The following is a 16,011-nucleotide window of genomic DNA, read 5'->3' as shown; positions in this document are numbered from 1 at the left end:
TTGCAAAGCCAAAAGACCGGTGAGCGGACGGGGGCAAGGCCGTCAGCCGCCGCAGGCGGGGGCGCGCCAGCGCCAGCCTTGAGGCCGGCCGGTCACCGGGCTACTTCCAGCACAGTTGCTCTTGGATCGAGAGGGCGGAACGATCAAGCAAAGCTCGGGTGAAATCAGCCGCGAGGATGCGAAGGCATGTCTGCGATTCGAAACGCGAGCCGAACGAGCGACGCTGCTGCCGCATGCTCCGTCATTGCGAGCGTAGCGAAGCAATCCAGAATCCCGCCGCGGACAGACTCCGGCCTTGCTTCGCTGCGCTCGCAACGACGATGATCAAGCGAGTCGCCCGCAAATTGCCCGCCTGACGCTGCACTTTACAAGGGCGGCCCGAGCGGCCGCCCTTCCTGACCGAGGCACGGTCACTTCACCATCGCGCCATAGACGATGTCCTGGACCTGCTCGCGATAATATTTCCGGAGCTCGCCAGGCGCCGCCGTGCCCACGACGACGACGAGACGCTCCTTCGGATCGCAGAAGAACTGCGTCCCGTAGGCGCCATTCCAGGTGAACTCGCCGGGATTGCCGGGCACCGACGACAGGCCCTCGCTGGTGCGGACCGCGACCGAGAGGCCGAAGCCGAATCCACCGCGATGCGGCTCGACATTCGCCACGTTGTTCTTGATCTCGGGGCCGAGATGATTGCTCGTCATGTGATGGACGGTCTTCGGACCGAGGATGCGCTGTCCCTCGAGCTCGCCGCCGTTGAGCAGCATCTGCCCGAAGCGGACGTAATCGCCGATGGTCGCGAACGAGCAGGCGCCGCCGCAATCAAACTTCGTCGGCGTGTCGAGCAGCTTGATGGCCTGCGGCTTGCCGGTCAGCGGATCGTTGGCGAACGGGCGGGCGAGACGAGGGCGTTGCGCGTCGGTCGGGTAGAAGGTCGCGTCCTTCATGCCGAGCGGCTGCCAGACATTGGCGGCGAGATAGTCGCCGAGCTTCTGCTCGCTCACCTTCTCGACGACGGCGCCGAGCACGTCGATCGAAAAGCCGTATTCGAACTCGGTCGAGGGTTGATGCGCCAGCGGCAGTTTCGTCATGCGGTCGATGAAGGCCTGGGTGTCGCCCTCGATCGCCGGCGCGACGCCGTCAGGATATTGCCGCGCCACCGGGCTCGATGAGTCCGGCCGGCCGCCATACATCAATCCGGACGTGTGCCGGTAGAGATCGTGGATGAAGATCGGCGAGGCCTGCGGCTCGAGCTTGAGCGAGCCGTCGCTCTGGGGCACGCCGACCTTCATGTCGGCAAAGCCGGGATAGTAATCGGACAGCTTGGCCTGGAGCGGTAGCTGCCCCTTCTCCATCAGTGTCAGGGCGGCGACCGCTGCCATCGGCTTGGTCATCGAAGCGAGTGCGAAGATCGCATCGACCGGCATCGGCGTGCCTTTGTCGGGATCGAGCATGCCGTAGGCCTTGTAGTGCACGAGCTTGCCGTCCCGCGCGATCGCGACCACCGCGCCGGGGACGCGCTTGGCGGCGATCTCGCGCGCGAAGAAGCTGTCGAGCCGCGCAAGACCCTGCTTCGAGAAACCGGCGTCATCGGGATTGGCTTCGGGCAGCGGTGCGGCGTGCGCGGCACCGAGCGTGATCGCGGCAGCCGCCGCCGCGATCATGGTGATCGTCTTGTTCATTTGATCCTCCCAGGCGAGCGCGTTATGCGAATGGCTCGCTCAAGCCCTAGATCACGACCGCGCTGGAGCGAAGTCAAGCGCGGGCAGGGCATGTCAGGGAGGCGCCGGGCGTAGCGGAACCTATCGGCCTTCGCCTGCGCGCCACAGCGCATCCAGGGCCTGGCGATAGCTCGGATAAGCCAGCGTGACGCCGAGTTCGTGCTTCAATTTCGCATTGGAGACGCGGGCGCTGCTGGCATAGAAGCTGCGCGCCATCGGCGACATCTCGGCAATCTCGAACGACTCTTCCGGCGGCGGCGCAACGCCCATGAGCTGCGCGGCATAGGCGATCACGTCCTGCGGCGGCGCGGGCTCGTCGTCGCAGACGTTGAAGGTGCCGCCGCGCCCGTGCTGGATGGCGGCCATGATCGTGCTCGCGATGTCGTCGACATGGATGCGGTTGAAGACCTGCCCCGGCTTGATGATCCGCCGCGCCGTGCCGGTTCGCAGCGTCACCAGCGCGTTGCGGCCGGGACCGTAGATGCCGGCAAGCCGCAGGATCACGACATGGCCGGACCCGCCATTGGTCCAGGCCTGCTCGGCCGCGAGCCGCAGGCGCGTGCGCTCGAAGGCGGCCTGGGGCGGCGTGCTCTCGTCCACCCAGCTGCCTGCGTGATCGCCATACACGCCGATGGTCGAGAGATAGATGATCTTGCGGTGGCGCTCCGCCAGCACGTCTGCGAAGGCCGCCAGCGCGGGATCGCCGCCACTGCCGGGCGGGATCGATACCAGGAGGACATCGGCGTCGCTGATCCGTTCGAGCGTCGCGTCAGCTGGAGGGCTGCCGGAAAAGGCGTGCACTTCGATATCCGGCAGGTCGTTTCGCGCTCCCGGATCGCGCACGGTGCCGGCGACGTGCGCGAAGGCCCCGCCGAACTTGCGGACGAAATGCCGGGCACTGTAGCCGAGGCCGAGGATGAAGAGCCGCATGCGTCTCCCGTGCAGGTCCGGAGTTCCCGTCGCGCCAGATGCGCGCCAGTCGCTCATAAGAGATTTCTGAGTCCGGCAAAAGATATTGCGATTTGTCCCGGCCTCCAGTGCAGGCGATGGTCAGACGTCATCGTCAAGGGAGGCGTCGATCATGCCGGCAGATGCGGTCGCTCTGGCGCCCACGGCTCTGATTCGGCGCGCGGCCGCGCTGATCTTCGATGTCGACGGCACGCTGGCCGAGACGCGGGTCGTGCTGGACGATCTGTCCGGGCTTGGATGCGGCCGCCAACAAGAAAGTCGGAAAACAACCCCATGCACAGTAGATCACGCTTGCGTGTTCGCCCCGTTCAGTGGACGCGGCGGCTCGTTCTATCGTCCTCAGCCTGCTCGACAATCTGGGCGATCGGGCTCGACTGGTGATGCACCAGGCGCCAGCCGTCGCCGACGCGCCGGAAATGGTTCGTAGCCGCCAAGGCAGTGCCGTCGACGATCTCGATGCAGAGCACGCGGGCGCTGTCGCCGTCGATGATGGCCTGCGGTTCGGCGCAGGCGATCTGCGGCCGCTGCGGGTTTCGCAGGATGTCGCGCCAGCTTCCGATCACCTTGGCACGGCCGATGATGGCCGGCCAGCCGGGATGGATGCAGGAAATGCCGTCGTCGTCCGCCCACATCCGCTCCATGCCGGCGACGTCACCGGTGGAGAAGGCGGCATAGAAGGCCGCGTTCGCGGCGATGACCTTGCTGTCCTTTGCCATGCCTCTCGGGTGCGGCAATGACAGGTAAAAATCAAGCGCGACTTGCGTTTGATTTTGCACTCGATTTTGACCGCAGTGCAGCATTGAGGAGGCCGCTGCCTGCTTTGTGATCAGGCGGAAAGGAGTGTCTCCACCGCCCGCCGCGCGCCATCCTGATAGAGACGGCCGAGCGCGGCTGTGACGGCCTCACGCAGGCGCGGCTCGTTACCCAAGGGTCCGAACACCTTCTTGACTCCGAGCAGGGCCGGCGCGAGCCGTTCGGCCACGGGACCAGCATCGCGCGCGAGGCCCGCGAACTCGGCGGCGAGGGGATCACGCACGTCGATGGCGCGGCCGTGCTCGTCGGTTGCGGTGACGTAGCGCATCCAGCCGGCGACCGCGAGCGCGTGGGTTGCGATCGGCAGGCCCCTCGCGAGACGATCGTGCATCGCGCCGAGCAGGCGCTGCGGCAGCTTTTGCGAGCCGTCCATCGCGATCTGCCAGGTTCGATGGTACAGCGCCGGGTTGGCGAAGCGCTTGAGCAGCGAGGCGCGATAGGCGGCGAGGTCCGTTCCTGCTGGCATCGTCAGCGTCACCGCGGCCTCCTCCATCACGCGCGCGGCGAGGCGCGCGAAGTGCGGATCCCGCATCGTGTCGGCGATAGTCTCGTAGCCGCCGAGATAGCCGAGATAGGCCAGCGCCGAATGGCTGGCGTTGAGCAGCCGCAGCTTCATCAGCTCGAACGGCTTGACGTCGGTGACGAGTTCGACCCCGGCAGCGGCGAGGTCGGGCCGGCCCGCGGTGAAGCGATCCTCGACCACCCATTGCGTGAACGGCTCGGTCATCACGGGCCAGGCGTCGCGCATGCCGAGCGCGGATGACACCGCATCGCGGTCGGCATCCGTTGTCTCCGGCACGATGCGGTCGACCATGGTCGAAGGGAAGGCGGCGTTGTCCGCGATCCACTTGCCGAGATCCTTGGAGCGAAGCGCGGCGAACTGCGCTACGATCCGCTGCACGGTGTGGCCGTTGGCGGCGAGGTTGTCGCAGCACAGCACTGTGAAAGGCGCTAGGCCCTGTGCGCGCCGGCGCGCCAGCGCAGCCACGATGAAGCCGGGTGCCGAGCGCGGCGCGTCAAAATTGTTGAGGTCGTGCACGACATCGGGATGCCGCTCGTCGAGATCGCCGGTCTGCGGCGTGTGGCAATAGCCCTTCTCGGTGACCGTGAGCGAGACGATGCGGATGGCGGGATCGGCCATCCGCTCGACCAGCGCAGCCGGCTTCTCGCGCGCGACGACGCTGTCGAGCAGGGCGCCGACGACGCGGTGCTCGGTGCCTTCGGCGGCGCGTACGGCAGCCGTATAGAGATGATCCTGCGGGGCGAGGGCGTCGCGCGTATCCGGGCTGCGCAGGCTGGCGCCGACGATACCCCAGGACATGCTGCCGCCAGCAATGCAATCGTCGAGGACGATGGCCTGATGCGCGCGGTGAAAGGCGCCGAGGCCGAGATGCACGACACCCGGCGTAACGCGCGAGCGGTCATAGGCCGGGCGGCGGATGGCCGGCGGCAAGCGGTCGAGATTGGCGCTGCCAAGGCGCATGGACGTGTCCCCTTTGCTTTGCCGCTGCTTGACATGGTGCCAGTCCTCGGTCAATGCTCCGGTCAATTGGTAAGACCAATTTTCCAAAATTGGCGGGCAGCGGGTTACGACGACCTCGCGCGACCCTTCCGGGAGGACCAGCGTGCCGCTGGAAGCTGTGGAGGCGAGACGGCTTTATCGCCAGGTCGCCGATCAATTGCGAAGCCTGATCGACAGCGGCGAGTACGCGGTCGGCAGCCGCTTGCCGACCGAGCGCGAGCTCGCCGAGCAGCTCAAGGTATCGCGGCCGACGGTGCGCGAAGCGCTGATCGCGCTCGAGGTCGAAGGCCGCGTCCGCATCCGCGTCGGGTCCGGCATCTATGTGATCGAAGCTGCGGACGCCGCGCCCGCGCCGGCTGCCGCCGTCATCGAGGGTCCGTTCGAGCTGCTGCGCGCCCGCGAATTCCTGGAAAGTGCCATCGCCGAACAGGCCGCGCGCGTCGCGACGAAGGACGATGTCGCCCGCATCGATGCGTCGCTTGTCGCGATGGAGAATGTCGAGCATCCCGGCGAGGCCTCGATGGTCCACGACCGCGCGTTCCACGTCGCGATCGCCGGAAGCCTCGGCAATGCCGTGCTGGTGCGCGTGGTCGGTGAGCTGTTCGACCAGCGTCTCAATCCCTATTTCGCGCACCTCGCGCATTATTTCGAGAGCCCCGGCACGTGGCGCACCGCGCTCGACGAGCATCGCGCCGTGCGCGATGCGATTGCGGCACACAATCCCGACGCCGCCCGCGAGGCCATGCGAAAGCATCTGGTGCGCTCGCAGGAGCGCTTTGCGCAGAACTTTGGCGCCGAGACCGCGGCCGGATCGCCGGCCCGCAGTCGGACGGCGCCGGCAAAGCCAGAGCGGCCACCGAAGAAGCAGGCCAAGGAACGCGCCAAAAGCGGCAGCGGGCGACGGCGATGAAATTGGGCGGCCCGCATCCGCCTAAGGAGCGGGCGAACACGAAGCAGACTTGAACGATGGAGGAAAAGTCAGTGTTGAAGAAGATGACGATGATGCTCGCGGTGTCCGCCGCGGCGATGCTTGCCACGACCCATGCCGGCCTGGCGCAGACCAAGCTCAAATGGGCCCATGTCTACGAGACCTCGGAGCCGTTCCACACCGCTTCGGTCTGGGCCGCGCAGGAGATCGGCAAGCGCACCAACGGACGCTACACGGTCGACGTCTATCCGGCCTCGCAGCTCGGCAAGGAAGCCGACATCAACCAGGGCCTCTCGCTCGGCTCGGTCGACATCATCATCTCCGGCTCGAGCTTCGCGGCCAAGAGCTTTGCGCCGATCGGCGTGACCTACTATCCCTACACCTTCCGCGACTCGGACCATCTCCTCGCCTACACCAAGAGCGACATCTTCAAGGAGCTCGCCAAGGGTTATGAGGACAAGAGCGGCCACCACATCGTCGCGGTGACCTATTACGGCGTGCGCCAGACCTCGTCGAACAAGCCGATCAAGAGCTGCGCCGACCTCAAGGGCCTGAAGATGCGCGTGCCCGACGTTCCGGCCTACCTCGCGATGCCGCGCGCCTGCGGCGCCAACACTGCCCCGATCGCCTTCGCTGAAGTCTATCTCGCGCTCCAGAACGGCACCGTCGAGGCCCAGGAGAACCCGCTGACCACGATCGAGGCCAAGAAGTTCTACGAGGTGCAGAAGCACATCGTGCTGACCGGCCACATCGTCGACCACCTCAACACGGTGGTCGCGGGCGCGCTCTGGAAGAAGCTCTCCGACGAAGACAAGAAGATCTTCACCGAGGTCGCGCAGGAGGCCGCTGCCAAGGCGACCGCCGAGATCAAGCAGAACGAGGCCAAGCTGGTCGCCTTCTTCAAGGAGAAGGGCCTGACCGTGACCGAGGTCGACAAGAACGAGTTCCGCGACATCGTTCTGAAGAACGTTCCGTTCGAGACGTTCGGTTACCGCAAGGCTGACTGGGAGCGGATCCAGGACGTGAAATAAGCAAGCCGGGCGCGGAACGCGCGTCTCGAACCATGAAGGCCCCGATCTCGCCCGGGGCCATCCTTCGAGTTGCTTGCTTCGCAAGCTCCTCAGAATGAGGAGCGGAGTTGGTGGAACAAAGACGTCATTCCGGGTTCGACGCTGACGCGTCGCCCCGGAACCACGTGAGCGAGGTTTGAGGAGCACAGCCATGTCGACCGCCGAAATACACCGGCAGATCACCGCGGACGAGATCGCGCATACCTTCGAGGAGGAGGCGACGCCCAAGGTCGATCTCGGCGTCTACGCTTTCGAGGACTGGGTGGCGCTGGCGATCTTCTGGGTGATGGCGCTTGCCGTCTTCCTCCAGTTCTTCACCCGCTACGTGCTCAACGACAGCTATGCCTGGACCGAGGAGATCGCGACCTACTGCCTGATCGGCGTGGTGTTCATCGGCGCCTCGATGTGCGTGCGGCTGTCCCGCCATATCCAGGTCGATCTCGTCTACCGCTATCTGCCCCGCCTCGTGGCGCGTGTGCTGTCGACGATCATCGATCTGATCCGGATCGCCTTCTTCGGCTACGCCATCAAGCTGGTCTGGGTCTACATCCAGATCATCGGTGATGAATCGATGACCACGATCAATCTTCCCAAGGACTACGTCTATTACGCCGTGCTGGCCGGCTTCGTGCTGATGTTCGTGCGCTCGGTGCAGGTCGCGTTGCAGCATCTGCGCCAGGGTTATTCGATCCTTGAGCGTCCCGGCGCCTACGACGGTTTCGAAGGGTAATGCCATGTTGCTGTTGCTTGGAGGCTTCCTCGTCCTGATGCTGCTCGGCGTTCCGGTGGCGATAGCCATGGCCGCGTCGTCGCTGCTCTACATCCTGGTCAGCGGCGTGACCCCTGACGTCACGTTGGCCCAGCGCATGATCGCCGGCGTCGAGAGCTTTCCGCTGCTCGCCGTGCCCTTCTTCATCCTGGCCGGCAACCTCATGAACATCGCCGGCGTGACCGGCCGCATCTACAAGTTCGCGGTCGCGCTGGTCGGCTGGATGCGCGGCGGTCTAGGCCACGTCAACATCATCGGCTCGGTAATCTTTTCCGGCATGTCGGGCACCGCGATCGCGGACGCTGCCGGTCTCGGCACCATCGAGATCAAGGCGATGAAGGATCACGGCTACTCCACCGAATTCTCGGTCGGCGTCACCGCCGCGTCGGCAACGCTCGGGCCGATCATTCCGCCGTCTCTGCCCTTCGTGATCTACGGCATGATGGCCAATGTCTCGATCGGCGCGCTGTTCCTGGGCGGCGTCATTCCCGGCATCGTCATGACGCTGCTGATGATGGCGACCGTCACCTATTTCGCTCACAAGAACAAGTGGGGCAGCGACACGCCGTTCTCCTGGCCGCAGCTCGGCTCGGCCGGGCTCGAGATCGCCATCGTGCTCGCTTTCCCGCTCGCGATCTGGCTGATGGTGGTTGCCGGCATGTCGGTGAACATGGCGGTCGTCATCGGCCTCGGCACGCTGCTCCTGATCGACTGGTATTTCGACTTCTCGGCGGTGATGGCGCTGATGGCGCCCGTGATCCTGATCGGCGGCATGACGCTCGGCTGGTTCACGCCGACGGAAGCGGCCGTCGCAGCCGTGATCTGGTCGCTGTTCCTGGGCCTCATCCGTTACCGCACCATGACGCTGAAGACGGTGGCGAAGGCGACCTTCGACACCATCGAGACCACGGCCTCGGTGCTGTTCATCGTCACCGCAGCCTCGATCTTCGCCTGGCTGCTGACGGTGTCGCAGGCCGCCCAGATGCTGTCGGACTGGATGCTCAGCATCACCCACAACAAATGGGTGTTTTTGGCGCTCGCCAACGTGCTGATCCTGTTCGTCGGCTGCTTCATCGACACCACGGCGGCGATCACCATCCTGGTGCCGATCCTGCTGCCGATCGTGCTCAAGCTCGGCATCGATCCGATCCACTTCGGCCTGATCATGACGCTGAATCTGATGATCGGCCTGTTGCATCCGCCGCTCGGCATGGTGCTGTTCGTGCTCGCCCGCGTCGCAAAACTCTCGGTCGAGCGCACGACGGTCGCGATCCTGCCCTGGCTGGTGCCGCTGATGCTCGCGTTGATCGCGATCACCTACATTCCCGAACTGACCCTCTGGCTGCCTAAATACATGGGACTCTCCAAATGACCTCGACTGCTTTCGCCGCAACCCTGTTCGGCCCCGAAGACCTGCGCATGATCGAGTATCCGCTCGAGAAGCTCGCCTCCGGCATGGTGCGTATCCGCTTCGGCGCCGGCGGCATCTGCGGCTCCGACATGCACTATTTCCGCCATGCGCGCACGGGCGACTTCGTGGTGAAGTCGCCGCTGGTGCTGGGACATGAGATCTCCGGCGAGGTGGTGGAGATCTCCGGCGCCGCCGCCAACCTGAAGGTAGGCGACCGCGTTGCGGTCAACCCGTCGCGCTGGTGCGGCCATTGCGTCGCCTGCCGCGAGGGCCGGCCGAACCTGTGCGAGAACATCTATTTCATGGGCTCGGCGTCGAAGACGCCGCACATGCAGGGCGGCTTCGCCAATTACTTCGATGCGGTCCCGGCGCAGTGCGTCAAGATCCCGGATCACGTCTCCTACCAGGCCGCGGCGCTCGCCGAGCCGCTCGCGGTCTGCCTGCACGCGGTTGCGCGCGCCGGCAACATCGAAGGCAAGCGCGGCATCATCTTTGGTGCCGGCCCGATCGGGCTTCTGACCATGCTCGCCGCGCACCGCGCCGGCATGGCCGACGTCACGGTCGCCGACATCGCGCCGGCGCCCCTGACTTTTGCGACCAAGCTCGGCGCCTCGCATGTCGAGAACGTCGCAGCCGGCGAGGAGGGCCTGAAGCCGCAGGCCGCTGCACGCCCCTATGACGTCGCCTTCGAGGTTTCGGGCACGGCTGCGGGCCTTGCCAGCGCGATCGGCATCGTCAGGCGCGGCGGCGTCGTGGTGCAGATCGGCAATCTGCCGGGCGGCCAGATTCCGACGCCGTCGAACGCCGTGATGGCCAAGGAAATCGACCTGCGCGGATCGTTCCGCTTCGGCTTCGAGTTCATGACCGCGGTGGAACTGATTTCCGCCGGCAGCGTCGACGTGCTGTCGCTCGTGACCGCCGAGCGGCCGCTGTCGGCCGCGCCGGACGCGCTGCGGCTGGCGCTCGACCGCTCGCAGAGCGTCAAGGTGGTGCTGACCGCGAACTGACTTTTTGTTTTGACGCGTTTTCTTCACGCGACCGGTACCCGCTTCGCTCGAAAACGCTTTAGGAGAGTCTCATGATGCTCGAGGGATGGCGCTGGTACGGGCCCGATGATCCGGTCTCGCTGGATGACGTCAGGCAGGCCGGGGCGAGCGATATCGTCTCGGCGCTGCATCAGGTGCCGATCGGGGAGGCCTGGACGCGCAAGGCGGTGGAGGAGCGCAAGAACTTCATCGAGCACGGCCAGCCTGGCCGCTCAAAGCTGACCTGGTCGGTGGTGGAATCGATTCCAATCCCTGACGACGTCAAGCGTCTCGGGGCTAAGGCGACCAAGTCGATCGAGGCGTGGATCGCGAGCCTGGAGGCGGTGGCCGCTTCCGGCATCAAGATCATCTGCTACAACTTCATGCCGGTGGTCGACTGGTGCCGCACCGACCTCGAATGGGAGCTGCCGAACGGCGCCCGCGCCATGCGCTTCGACCAGGATCGCTTTGCCGCCTTCGAGCTGCATATCCTCAAGCGTCCGGCGGCGGTGCAGGAGTATTCGCCCCAGCAGCAGGCACGCGCGAAAAAACTGTTCGACCAGATGAGCCAGGCCGACATCGACTACCTCGTCATGGTCATCGCCAGCGCGCTGCCGGGCTCGACGACGGAACCGATGACGATCCCGCAATTCCGCGACAGGCTGGAGACCTATCGCGACATCACGCCAAAAATCCTGAGGCAGCATCTCGCGGAATTCCTCGCGCGTGTCGCGCCGGTCGCCGAGCAGCTTGGCGTCTCCCTGACCTTGCATCCCGACGATCCGCCGCGGCCGTTGTTTGGCCTGCCGCGCGTCGCGTCCAGCGCCGAAGACTATCAGGCGCTGTTCGACGCCGTGCCGTCGAAGGCGAACGGCATCTGCCTGTGTACGGGCTCGCTCGGCGTGCGCGCGGAGAACAACCTGCCCGAAATGGCCGAACGCTTCGGGCCGCGCATCGCCTTCGCCCATCTGCGCGCGACCAAGCGCGAGGCGGACGGCTTGTCGTTCTACGAGTCCGACCATCTCGACGGCGACGTCGACATGATCGCGGTGCTCAAGGCGCTCTTGAAGGAGAACGCGCGGCGCTCGCCGGACAGGCGAATCGTGTTCCGGCCCGACCACGGCCACCGCATGCTCGACGATCTCGCCGCGACCAAGCGCACCAATCCCGGCTACACCGCGATCGGCCGCCTGCGCGGCCTCGCGGAGCTGCGCGGCGCAATCCGCGCGATCGAGCATCGGTGAGGCTCTTCGCCTCTCCCCGCCTGCGGGGAGGGGCCGGAATTTGCGGAGCAAATTCCGGGTGAGGGGGACTCTCCGCGAGTGAGCCTGCTATACGAAAGCCCCATCCACATCGTCACTGCGAGCGCAGCGAAGCAATCCAGAATCCCTCCGCGGAAAGACTCTGGATTGCTTCGCTGCGCTCGCAATGACGTGGAGAGAGGCGCCTCACCTCGACACCGCCTGCCTAGTAACACGCCTCCATCGCGCCGAGCTTCGGATAGAGCCGGTCGATGGCGGCGATCTCGCTCTTCATCTGCGCGATGATCCAGTCGCGGATCTCGGCGGCGATCGGGCGCATCGGGCGGCTACGCGGCGGCAGGAATTCGCAGACGCGGCGGGTGGTGGTGAGCGTGTCGGAGGCCGGCACCAGCGCGCCGGTCAGCAGCCAGTGCGAGGCGACCGTCAGCCAGCCGAGCGCGATGCCCTGGCCGAGCAGCGCGGCCTGCACCACGACGGCATAGTCGGTGAAGCTGAGCGCCTTGGCCGCGCCGCAGCGCCCGGTGAGCAGCGAGGCGTAATCGGCGGCCCAGTCGCCCGGCGTCTCGGCGAGGCGGATGATGGTGTTGCCCTCGGCGGGATCGCTCTCGCCGAGATAGCCGGGGCTGCACATCGGCAGCATCACTTCCTTCATGATCAGCGTGCCGCCGGACGAGGGCTCGTCGCGATCGCGGAAGCGCATGCCGAGATCGACATTCTCCACCGGCCCGCGCAGCGCGCCTGAGATGAGCTGGAAGCGCAGATCGACCTGCGGGAACTGCTTCTGCAGCTTGTCGATGCGCGGCATCAGCCAATGCGTGGTGAAGGCGGAGGAGACCGACAACGTCACCGTCTCGGTGCCCTTGCGTCGCCGCTCGATCTCGACGAGCCCGCTCTCGATGCTGCGGAAGCCTTCGAGGACGCGGCGATACAAGAGTTCGCCTTCCTCGGTGAGCACCGCGCGGCCCGCCTTGCGGTCGAACAGGCGAACCCCGAGATGCTCCTCGAACTGGCCGAGCATCCGGCTCACCGCCGGCTGCGTCACGTTCAATTCCGCGGCCGCCGCCGTGAAGCTGCCATTGCGCGCTGCTGCGTCGAAGACGAACAGGGCGTTGCTGGACGGCAGCATGCGGCGAAGCTCAGGCATAACGTCATGTTATGTGCGCGGTGAGAATTTGGCAATTGCCGAGTTTTCGCAAGTCTGGTGTCATTGGGATGACAGCCGAAAGACAGGGCCTTCGAGCGGAGATTTGGTGCGGCGCACGCTTCGGTCGCGAGTGCTCCAAACCCCTGTCTATAAAGCAGGCTTATGGCGTGCAGCGAGGCACCCCAGCGCAGGGACATGGCGAGGTCGGTCGTTGGACAAGCGAGCGGAAAGCGTCGAGATCAAGTCCGCCAGTAAGGCCTATGGCGCCGTTCGCGCCCTCGACAACGTTTCGCTCAATGTCGGCGCCGGTGAATTCGTCTCGCTGCTCGGCCCCTCCGGCTCCGGCAAGACCACGCTGCTCGGCATCCTCGGCGGCTTCATCCTGCCGACGTCGGGCACCATTCTCTTCGGCGGCCGCGACGTCTCTTACATGCCGCCGCACAAGCGCGACATCGGCGTGGTGTTCCAGAACTACGCGCTGTTTCCGCATATGAGCGTCGGCGAGAACGTCGCCTTTCCCCTGCGTGCGCGCCGCCTGCCGAAATCCTCCTGGCCGGACAAGGTGCGCGCGGCGCTCAGCATGGTCGGCCTTGCCGGCTACGAGGAGCGCGGCATCGCGCAGCTTTCCGGCGGCCAGCGCCAGCGCGTCGCGCTCGCACGCGCGATGATCTTCGAGCCGCGGCTGATCCTGATGGACGAGCCGCTCTCCGCGCTCGACAAGCAGCTGCGCGAATCCATGCAGATCGAGCTGCGCGCGCTGCACAAGCGCATCGGCGCCACCATCATCTACGTCACTCACGACCAGCGCGAGGCGCTGACCATGAGCGACCGCGTCGCCGTCATGAAGGACGGCCGGCTGGTCCAGATCGACGAGCCGGCGCGGCTGCACGATCATCCCGCCGATTCCTTCGTCGCCAGCTTCATCGGCGAAGCCACGATGCTGCCGGTCCGCCGCGTCGACGGGTCCAGCGTCGCGCTCGGCAATGCCTTGCTGCGCAGCGCCCGCGCCATCCCCGACGGCGATGCCCTGATGCTGGCCGTACACAGCGAGAAGCTCTTGATCGACGACGGCGCGCAGGACGCCGCCTGCAACCGGCTGACCGGGACGGTCACCGACATCGTCTACCAGGGCGAGAGCCTGCGCATATTCCTCGCGCTCGCCGACGGCATCGCGCTCAGCCTGCGCCAGCCGAGCTACCACCAGGCCTACACCCGCATTCCGCCGCTCGGCGGCAGCCTCACCGTCACGCTCCACCCCGAGGACACCATTGTCGTCCCCAGGGTGGGGGACTGAACTTCAGCCTCATCCAACCCGAGAGAAGCCAAAATGTCGACCCAAGCCGCGTTCAGCAATTTCAAGGTCCTCACCTTCGACGTCGTCGGTACCTTGATCGATTTCGAGACCGGCGTGCTGTCCGCGGTGCGCAAGATCTCCGGCAAGACGCCGGCCGAGCTCAGCGACGACAAGATCTTCGAATCCTACAAGCGTGGCCGCGACAAGCATCACGAGCGCTCGAGCGAGGTGATGTTTTACGTTTACCGCCACCTCGCGCAAGAGCTCGGGCTGCCGGCGGATGACGCCTCATGCGACGTGTTCCAGCTCGCCGTGCTGCGCTGGGGGCCGTTCGCCGATTCCGTCGAGGCGCTCAAGCGCCTGCGCACGAAGTTCCGCCTGGTGGCGATGACCAATGCCGACCGGGTCGCGCTGTCGTGCTACGCGCATGCGCTCGGCAATCCCTTCGACGACACCGTCTGCGCCGACGATACCGGCGTTGCGAAACCCAATCCGGAGTTCTTCGCCTACAACAAGGGCCGCCAGTCCGCCTTCGGCTACAAGCAGTCCGACATCCTGCACGTCGCGCAGAGCCAGTATCACGACATCGGGATCGCGCGGAAGCTCGGTTACCAAGTGTGCTGGATCGAGCGGCGCCAGGGCATGGCCGGCTTTGGCGGCACGCCGGCGGTGGAGACGCTGACCAAGCCGGACTTCCATTTCCCGACGCTGAAGGCGCTCGCGGACGCTGCGATCGGTCCGGCGGCATAACGGAGAGCTGTGGCATGACACGGGACTGGAGCGCGCTGCCGTCGGTCAATTCGCTGTGGGAAGCCACGGCGGCGCCGGCGCGCGACTATCCCGTGCTGTCGAACGAGCAACAGGCCGATGTGGTGATCATCGGCGCGGGCTATACGGGCCTCTCCGCCGCGCACCACATCGCCAAGAGCGGGCTCAGCCCCGTCGTGCTCGAGGCCAACCACCCCGGCTGGGGCGCGAGCGGGCGCAATGGCGGCGTGATCACCGCAAAATTCCGCCTCTCGTTCCGCGAGATCGACGCCGCGCATGGCCGCGCCATGGCGCGGCGCATGTACGAGATCGCGCATGAATCGACCGACATGGTCGAGGAGCTCGTCTCCGAATTCGGCATCACCAGCGCGAACCTCACGCGTACCGGCCAGGTCAAGGCTGCCCACAACGAGACGACGCTGAGGGCCGCGATCGACGAAGCCAACTGGATGACGCGCGAGATGGGCTCTGCCGAAGTCCGCATCCTCGACAAAAACGGCGTGCGCGAGGAGACCGGCTCCGACATCTTCGTCGGCGGCGTGCTCAATCCCGGCTCGGGCGGCATCCATCCGCTGAACTATCTGCGCGGCCTCGCCGACGGTGTGGCGCGCCGCGGCGTCGCCATCTTCCAGCAGTCGCCGGTCGTCACGCTTCGGCGCGACAAGGACGGCGTCGTCGCCGAGACGCCGCGAGGGGCGGTGCGCGCCAGGCAGGCGATCATCGCCACCAACAGCTATTCGGATCTGACCGGCGCCACCGCACGTCTGCAGCGCACGCTGATCCCGTTCCGCAGCGCCATCATCGCGACGGAGCGGCTGCCGCGCAATCTCGCGGGGAAGCTGATGCCGACGGGGCGCACTTACACCGAGACCAAGCGCATGATGCGCTGGTTCCGCATGGTCGACAACCGCGTGATCTTCGGCGGCCGCGGCGCCTTCGGCAAGCAGGATTCGCAAGCCGCGTTCGATGCCTTGCGCGAGGCGATGGTCGGCATCTTCCCCGATCTCGCCGACGTCCCGCTCGCATACAAATGGTCGGGCCTCGTGGCGATGACGCTGGATTCGGTGCCGCATATCGGCCGGCTCGACGATCGCACGCTGTTCTCGGTCGGCTACAACGGCGCCGGCGTCGCGATGTCGAGCCTGATGGGCCGTTATCTCGCCGCCTTCGTGCGCGGCGAGACGCCCGACCTGGGCCTGCTCGATGCACGGCCGATGGCCATTCCGTTCTATCCGCTGCGCGAGCCCGCCGTGCGCATGGTCGCCGGCTGGTACCAGTTTCTCGATGCGATCGGTCAGTGAGATCATTTGGAGGAGGT

General features: G+C 65.9%; 14 protein-coding genes. 9 read left to right on the top strand and 5 right to left on the bottom strand.

Annotated features, from left to right (window positions below):
* Positions 1 to 410: 410 nt before the first annotated feature.
* The 4 genes from ACRQ5Q_RS35305 to ACRQ5Q_RS35290 all read right to left on the bottom strand — a co-directional run bounded on the left by ACRQ5Q_RS35305 (position 411) and on the right by ACRQ5Q_RS35290 (position 4,983).
* The gene (locus ACRQ5Q_RS35305; protein ID WP_439394522.1) at positions 411 to 1,679 is read right to left on the bottom strand and encodes a serine hydrolase domain-containing protein; all 1,269 of its coding nucleotides are present in this window, start codon (positions 1,677 to 1,679) and stop codon (positions 411 to 413) included.
* A 120-nt stretch (positions 1,680 to 1,799) separates the two neighbouring features.
* A complete protein-coding gene (locus tag ACRQ5Q_RS35300; RefSeq protein ID WP_439394520.1) occupies positions 1,800 to 2,648 on the bottom strand; it encodes an SDR family oxidoreductase in 849 nt (282 codons plus the stop codon).
* A gap of 347 nt (positions 2,649 to 2,995) precedes the next feature.
* The gene (locus ACRQ5Q_RS35295; protein ID WP_439394518.1) at positions 2,996 to 3,403 is read right to left on the bottom strand and encodes a nuclear transport factor 2 family protein; all 408 of its coding nucleotides are present in this window, start codon (positions 3,401 to 3,403) and stop codon (positions 2,996 to 2,998) included.
* 110 nt (positions 3,404 to 3,513) lie between these two features.
* Entirely contained in the window at positions 3,514 to 4,983 is a 1,470-nt protein-coding gene (locus tag ACRQ5Q_RS35290) for a mannitol dehydrogenase family protein (RefSeq protein ID WP_439394516.1), read from the bottom strand.
* A 142-nt stretch (positions 4,984 to 5,125) separates the two neighbouring features.
* Here ACRQ5Q_RS35290 and ACRQ5Q_RS35285 point away from each other — a divergent pair, with 142 nt between their 5' ends.
* The 6 genes from ACRQ5Q_RS35285 (at position 5,126) to uxuA (ending at position 11,469) form a co-directional block, all read left to right on the top strand.
* Positions 5,126 to 5,932 (top strand): FadR/GntR family transcriptional regulator, encoded by an 807-nt coding sequence (locus tag ACRQ5Q_RS35285; RefSeq protein WP_439394514.1) that lies wholly within the window; start codon positions 5,126 to 5,128, stop codon positions 5,930 to 5,932.
* Between the two features lie 89 nt (positions 5,933 to 6,021).
* Positions 6,022 to 6,981, top strand: coding sequence for a sialic acid TRAP transporter substrate-binding protein SiaP (locus ACRQ5Q_RS35280; RefSeq protein ID WP_439375681.1), 960 nt, complete (start codon positions 6,022 to 6,024; stop codon positions 6,979 to 6,981).
* 190 nt (positions 6,982 to 7,171) lie between these two features.
* Positions 7,172 to 7,750: a TRAP transporter small permease gene (locus tag ACRQ5Q_RS35275; protein ID WP_439394512.1), complete on the top strand. Its 579-nt coding sequence runs from the start codon at positions 7,172 to 7,174 to the stop codon at positions 7,748 to 7,750.
* Positions 7,751 to 7,754: 4 nt separating this feature from the next.
* Complete coding sequence (locus ACRQ5Q_RS35270) at positions 7,755 to 9,161, top strand: TRAP transporter large permease (protein ID WP_439370217.1); 1,407 nt, start codon at positions 7,755 to 7,757, stop codon at positions 9,159 to 9,161.
* Positions 9,158 to 10,207: an L-idonate 5-dehydrogenase gene (locus ACRQ5Q_RS35265; RefSeq protein WP_439370216.1), complete on the top strand. Its 1,050-nt coding sequence runs from the start codon at positions 9,158 to 9,160 to the stop codon at positions 10,205 to 10,207. The genes ACRQ5Q_RS35270 and ACRQ5Q_RS35265 overlap by 4 nt, the downstream gene beginning before the upstream one ends.
* 71 nt (positions 10,208 to 10,278) lie before the next feature.
* Positions 10,279 to 11,469 (top strand): mannonate dehydratase, encoded by a 1,191-nt coding sequence (gene uxuA / locus ACRQ5Q_RS35260; protein ID WP_439370215.1) that lies wholly within the window; start codon positions 10,279 to 10,281, stop codon positions 11,467 to 11,469.
* A 223-nt stretch (positions 11,470 to 11,692) separates the two neighbouring features.
* On the opposite strand, the gene ACRQ5Q_RS35255 is transcribed toward uxuA, so the two are convergent.
* Positions 11,693 to 12,631, bottom strand: coding sequence for a LysR family transcriptional regulator (locus ACRQ5Q_RS35255; protein ID WP_439370214.1), 939 nt, complete (start codon positions 12,629 to 12,631; stop codon positions 11,693 to 11,695).
* Between the two features lie 211 nt (positions 12,632 to 12,842).
* On the opposite strand from ACRQ5Q_RS35255, the gene ACRQ5Q_RS35250 reads away from it, so the two are divergent.
* From ACRQ5Q_RS35250 to ACRQ5Q_RS35240, 3 genes are read left to right on the top strand one after another with little or no spacing between them, the layout of a single operon-like run.
* Positions 12,843 to 13,925, top strand: coding sequence for an ABC transporter ATP-binding protein (locus tag ACRQ5Q_RS35250; protein ID WP_439394510.1), 1,083 nt, complete (start codon positions 12,843 to 12,845; stop codon positions 13,923 to 13,925).
* Positions 13,926 to 13,958: 33 nt separating this feature from the next.
* A complete protein-coding gene (locus ACRQ5Q_RS35245; RefSeq protein ID WP_439370212.1) occupies positions 13,959 to 14,675 on the top strand; it encodes an HAD family hydrolase in 717 nt (238 codons plus the stop codon).
* A 14-nt stretch (positions 14,676 to 14,689) separates the two neighbouring features.
* A complete protein-coding gene (locus ACRQ5Q_RS35240) occupies positions 14,690 to 15,994 on the top strand; it encodes an NAD(P)/FAD-dependent oxidoreductase (protein WP_439394508.1) in 1,305 nt (434 codons plus the stop codon).
* Positions 15,995 to 16,011 lie beyond the last annotated feature (17 nt).

The sequence above is a fragment of the Bradyrhizobium sp. PMVTL-01 genome (genome assembly GCF_051861855.1).
In the GTDB taxonomy this organism is placed as follows: domain Bacteria; phylum Pseudomonadota; class Alphaproteobacteria; order Rhizobiales; family Xanthobacteraceae; genus Bradyrhizobium.
The sequence above is the reverse complement of the archived record's forward strand: the minus strand, read 5'-3'. Positions and strand labels throughout refer to the sequence as shown.

Excerpts from the sequence above, each read along its gene's own strand:
- ACRQ5Q_RS35265 (WP_439370216.1), top strand. The coding sequence starts at position 9,158 with ATGACCTCGACTGCTTTCGCCGCAACCCTGTTCGGCCCCGAAGACCTG.
- ACRQ5Q_RS35290 (WP_439394516.1), bottom strand. The coding sequence starts at position 4,983 with ATGCGCCTTGGCAGCGCCAATCTCGACCGCTTGCCGCCGGCCATCCGC.
- ACRQ5Q_RS35240 (WP_439394508.1), top strand. The coding sequence starts at position 14,690 with ATGACACGGGACTGGAGCGCGCTGCCGTCGGTCAATTCGCTGTGGGAA.
- ACRQ5Q_RS35280 (WP_439375681.1), top strand. The coding sequence starts at position 6,022 with ATGATGCTCGCGGTGTCCGCCGCGGCGATGCTTGCCACGACCCATGCC.
- ACRQ5Q_RS35245 (WP_439370212.1), top strand. The coding sequence starts at position 13,959 with ATGTCGACCCAAGCCGCGTTCAGCAATTTCAAGGTCCTCACCTTCGAC.
- ACRQ5Q_RS35305 (WP_439394522.1), bottom strand. The coding sequence starts at position 1,679 with ATGAACAAGACGATCACCATGATCGCGGCGGCGGCTGCCGCGATCACG.
- ACRQ5Q_RS35255 (WP_439370214.1), bottom strand. The coding sequence starts at position 12,631 with ATGCCTGAGCTTCGCCGCATGCTGCCGTCCAGCAACGCCCTGTTCGTC.
- ACRQ5Q_RS35270 (WP_439370217.1), top strand. The coding sequence starts at position 7,755 with ATGTTGCTGTTGCTTGGAGGCTTCCTCGTCCTGATGCTGCTCGGCGTT.
- ACRQ5Q_RS35295 (WP_439394518.1), bottom strand. The coding sequence starts at position 3,403 with ATGGCAAAGGACAGCAAGGTCATCGCCGCGAACGCGGCCTTCTATGCC.
- ACRQ5Q_RS35300 (WP_439394520.1), bottom strand. The coding sequence starts at position 2,648 with ATGCGGCTCTTCATCCTCGGCCTCGGCTACAGTGCCCGGCATTTCGTC.
- ACRQ5Q_RS35275 (WP_439394512.1), top strand. The coding sequence starts at position 7,172 with ATGTCGACCGCCGAAATACACCGGCAGATCACCGCGGACGAGATCGCG.
- uxuA (WP_439370215.1), top strand. The coding sequence starts at position 10,279 with ATGATGCTCGAGGGATGGCGCTGGTACGGGCCCGATGATCCGGTCTCG.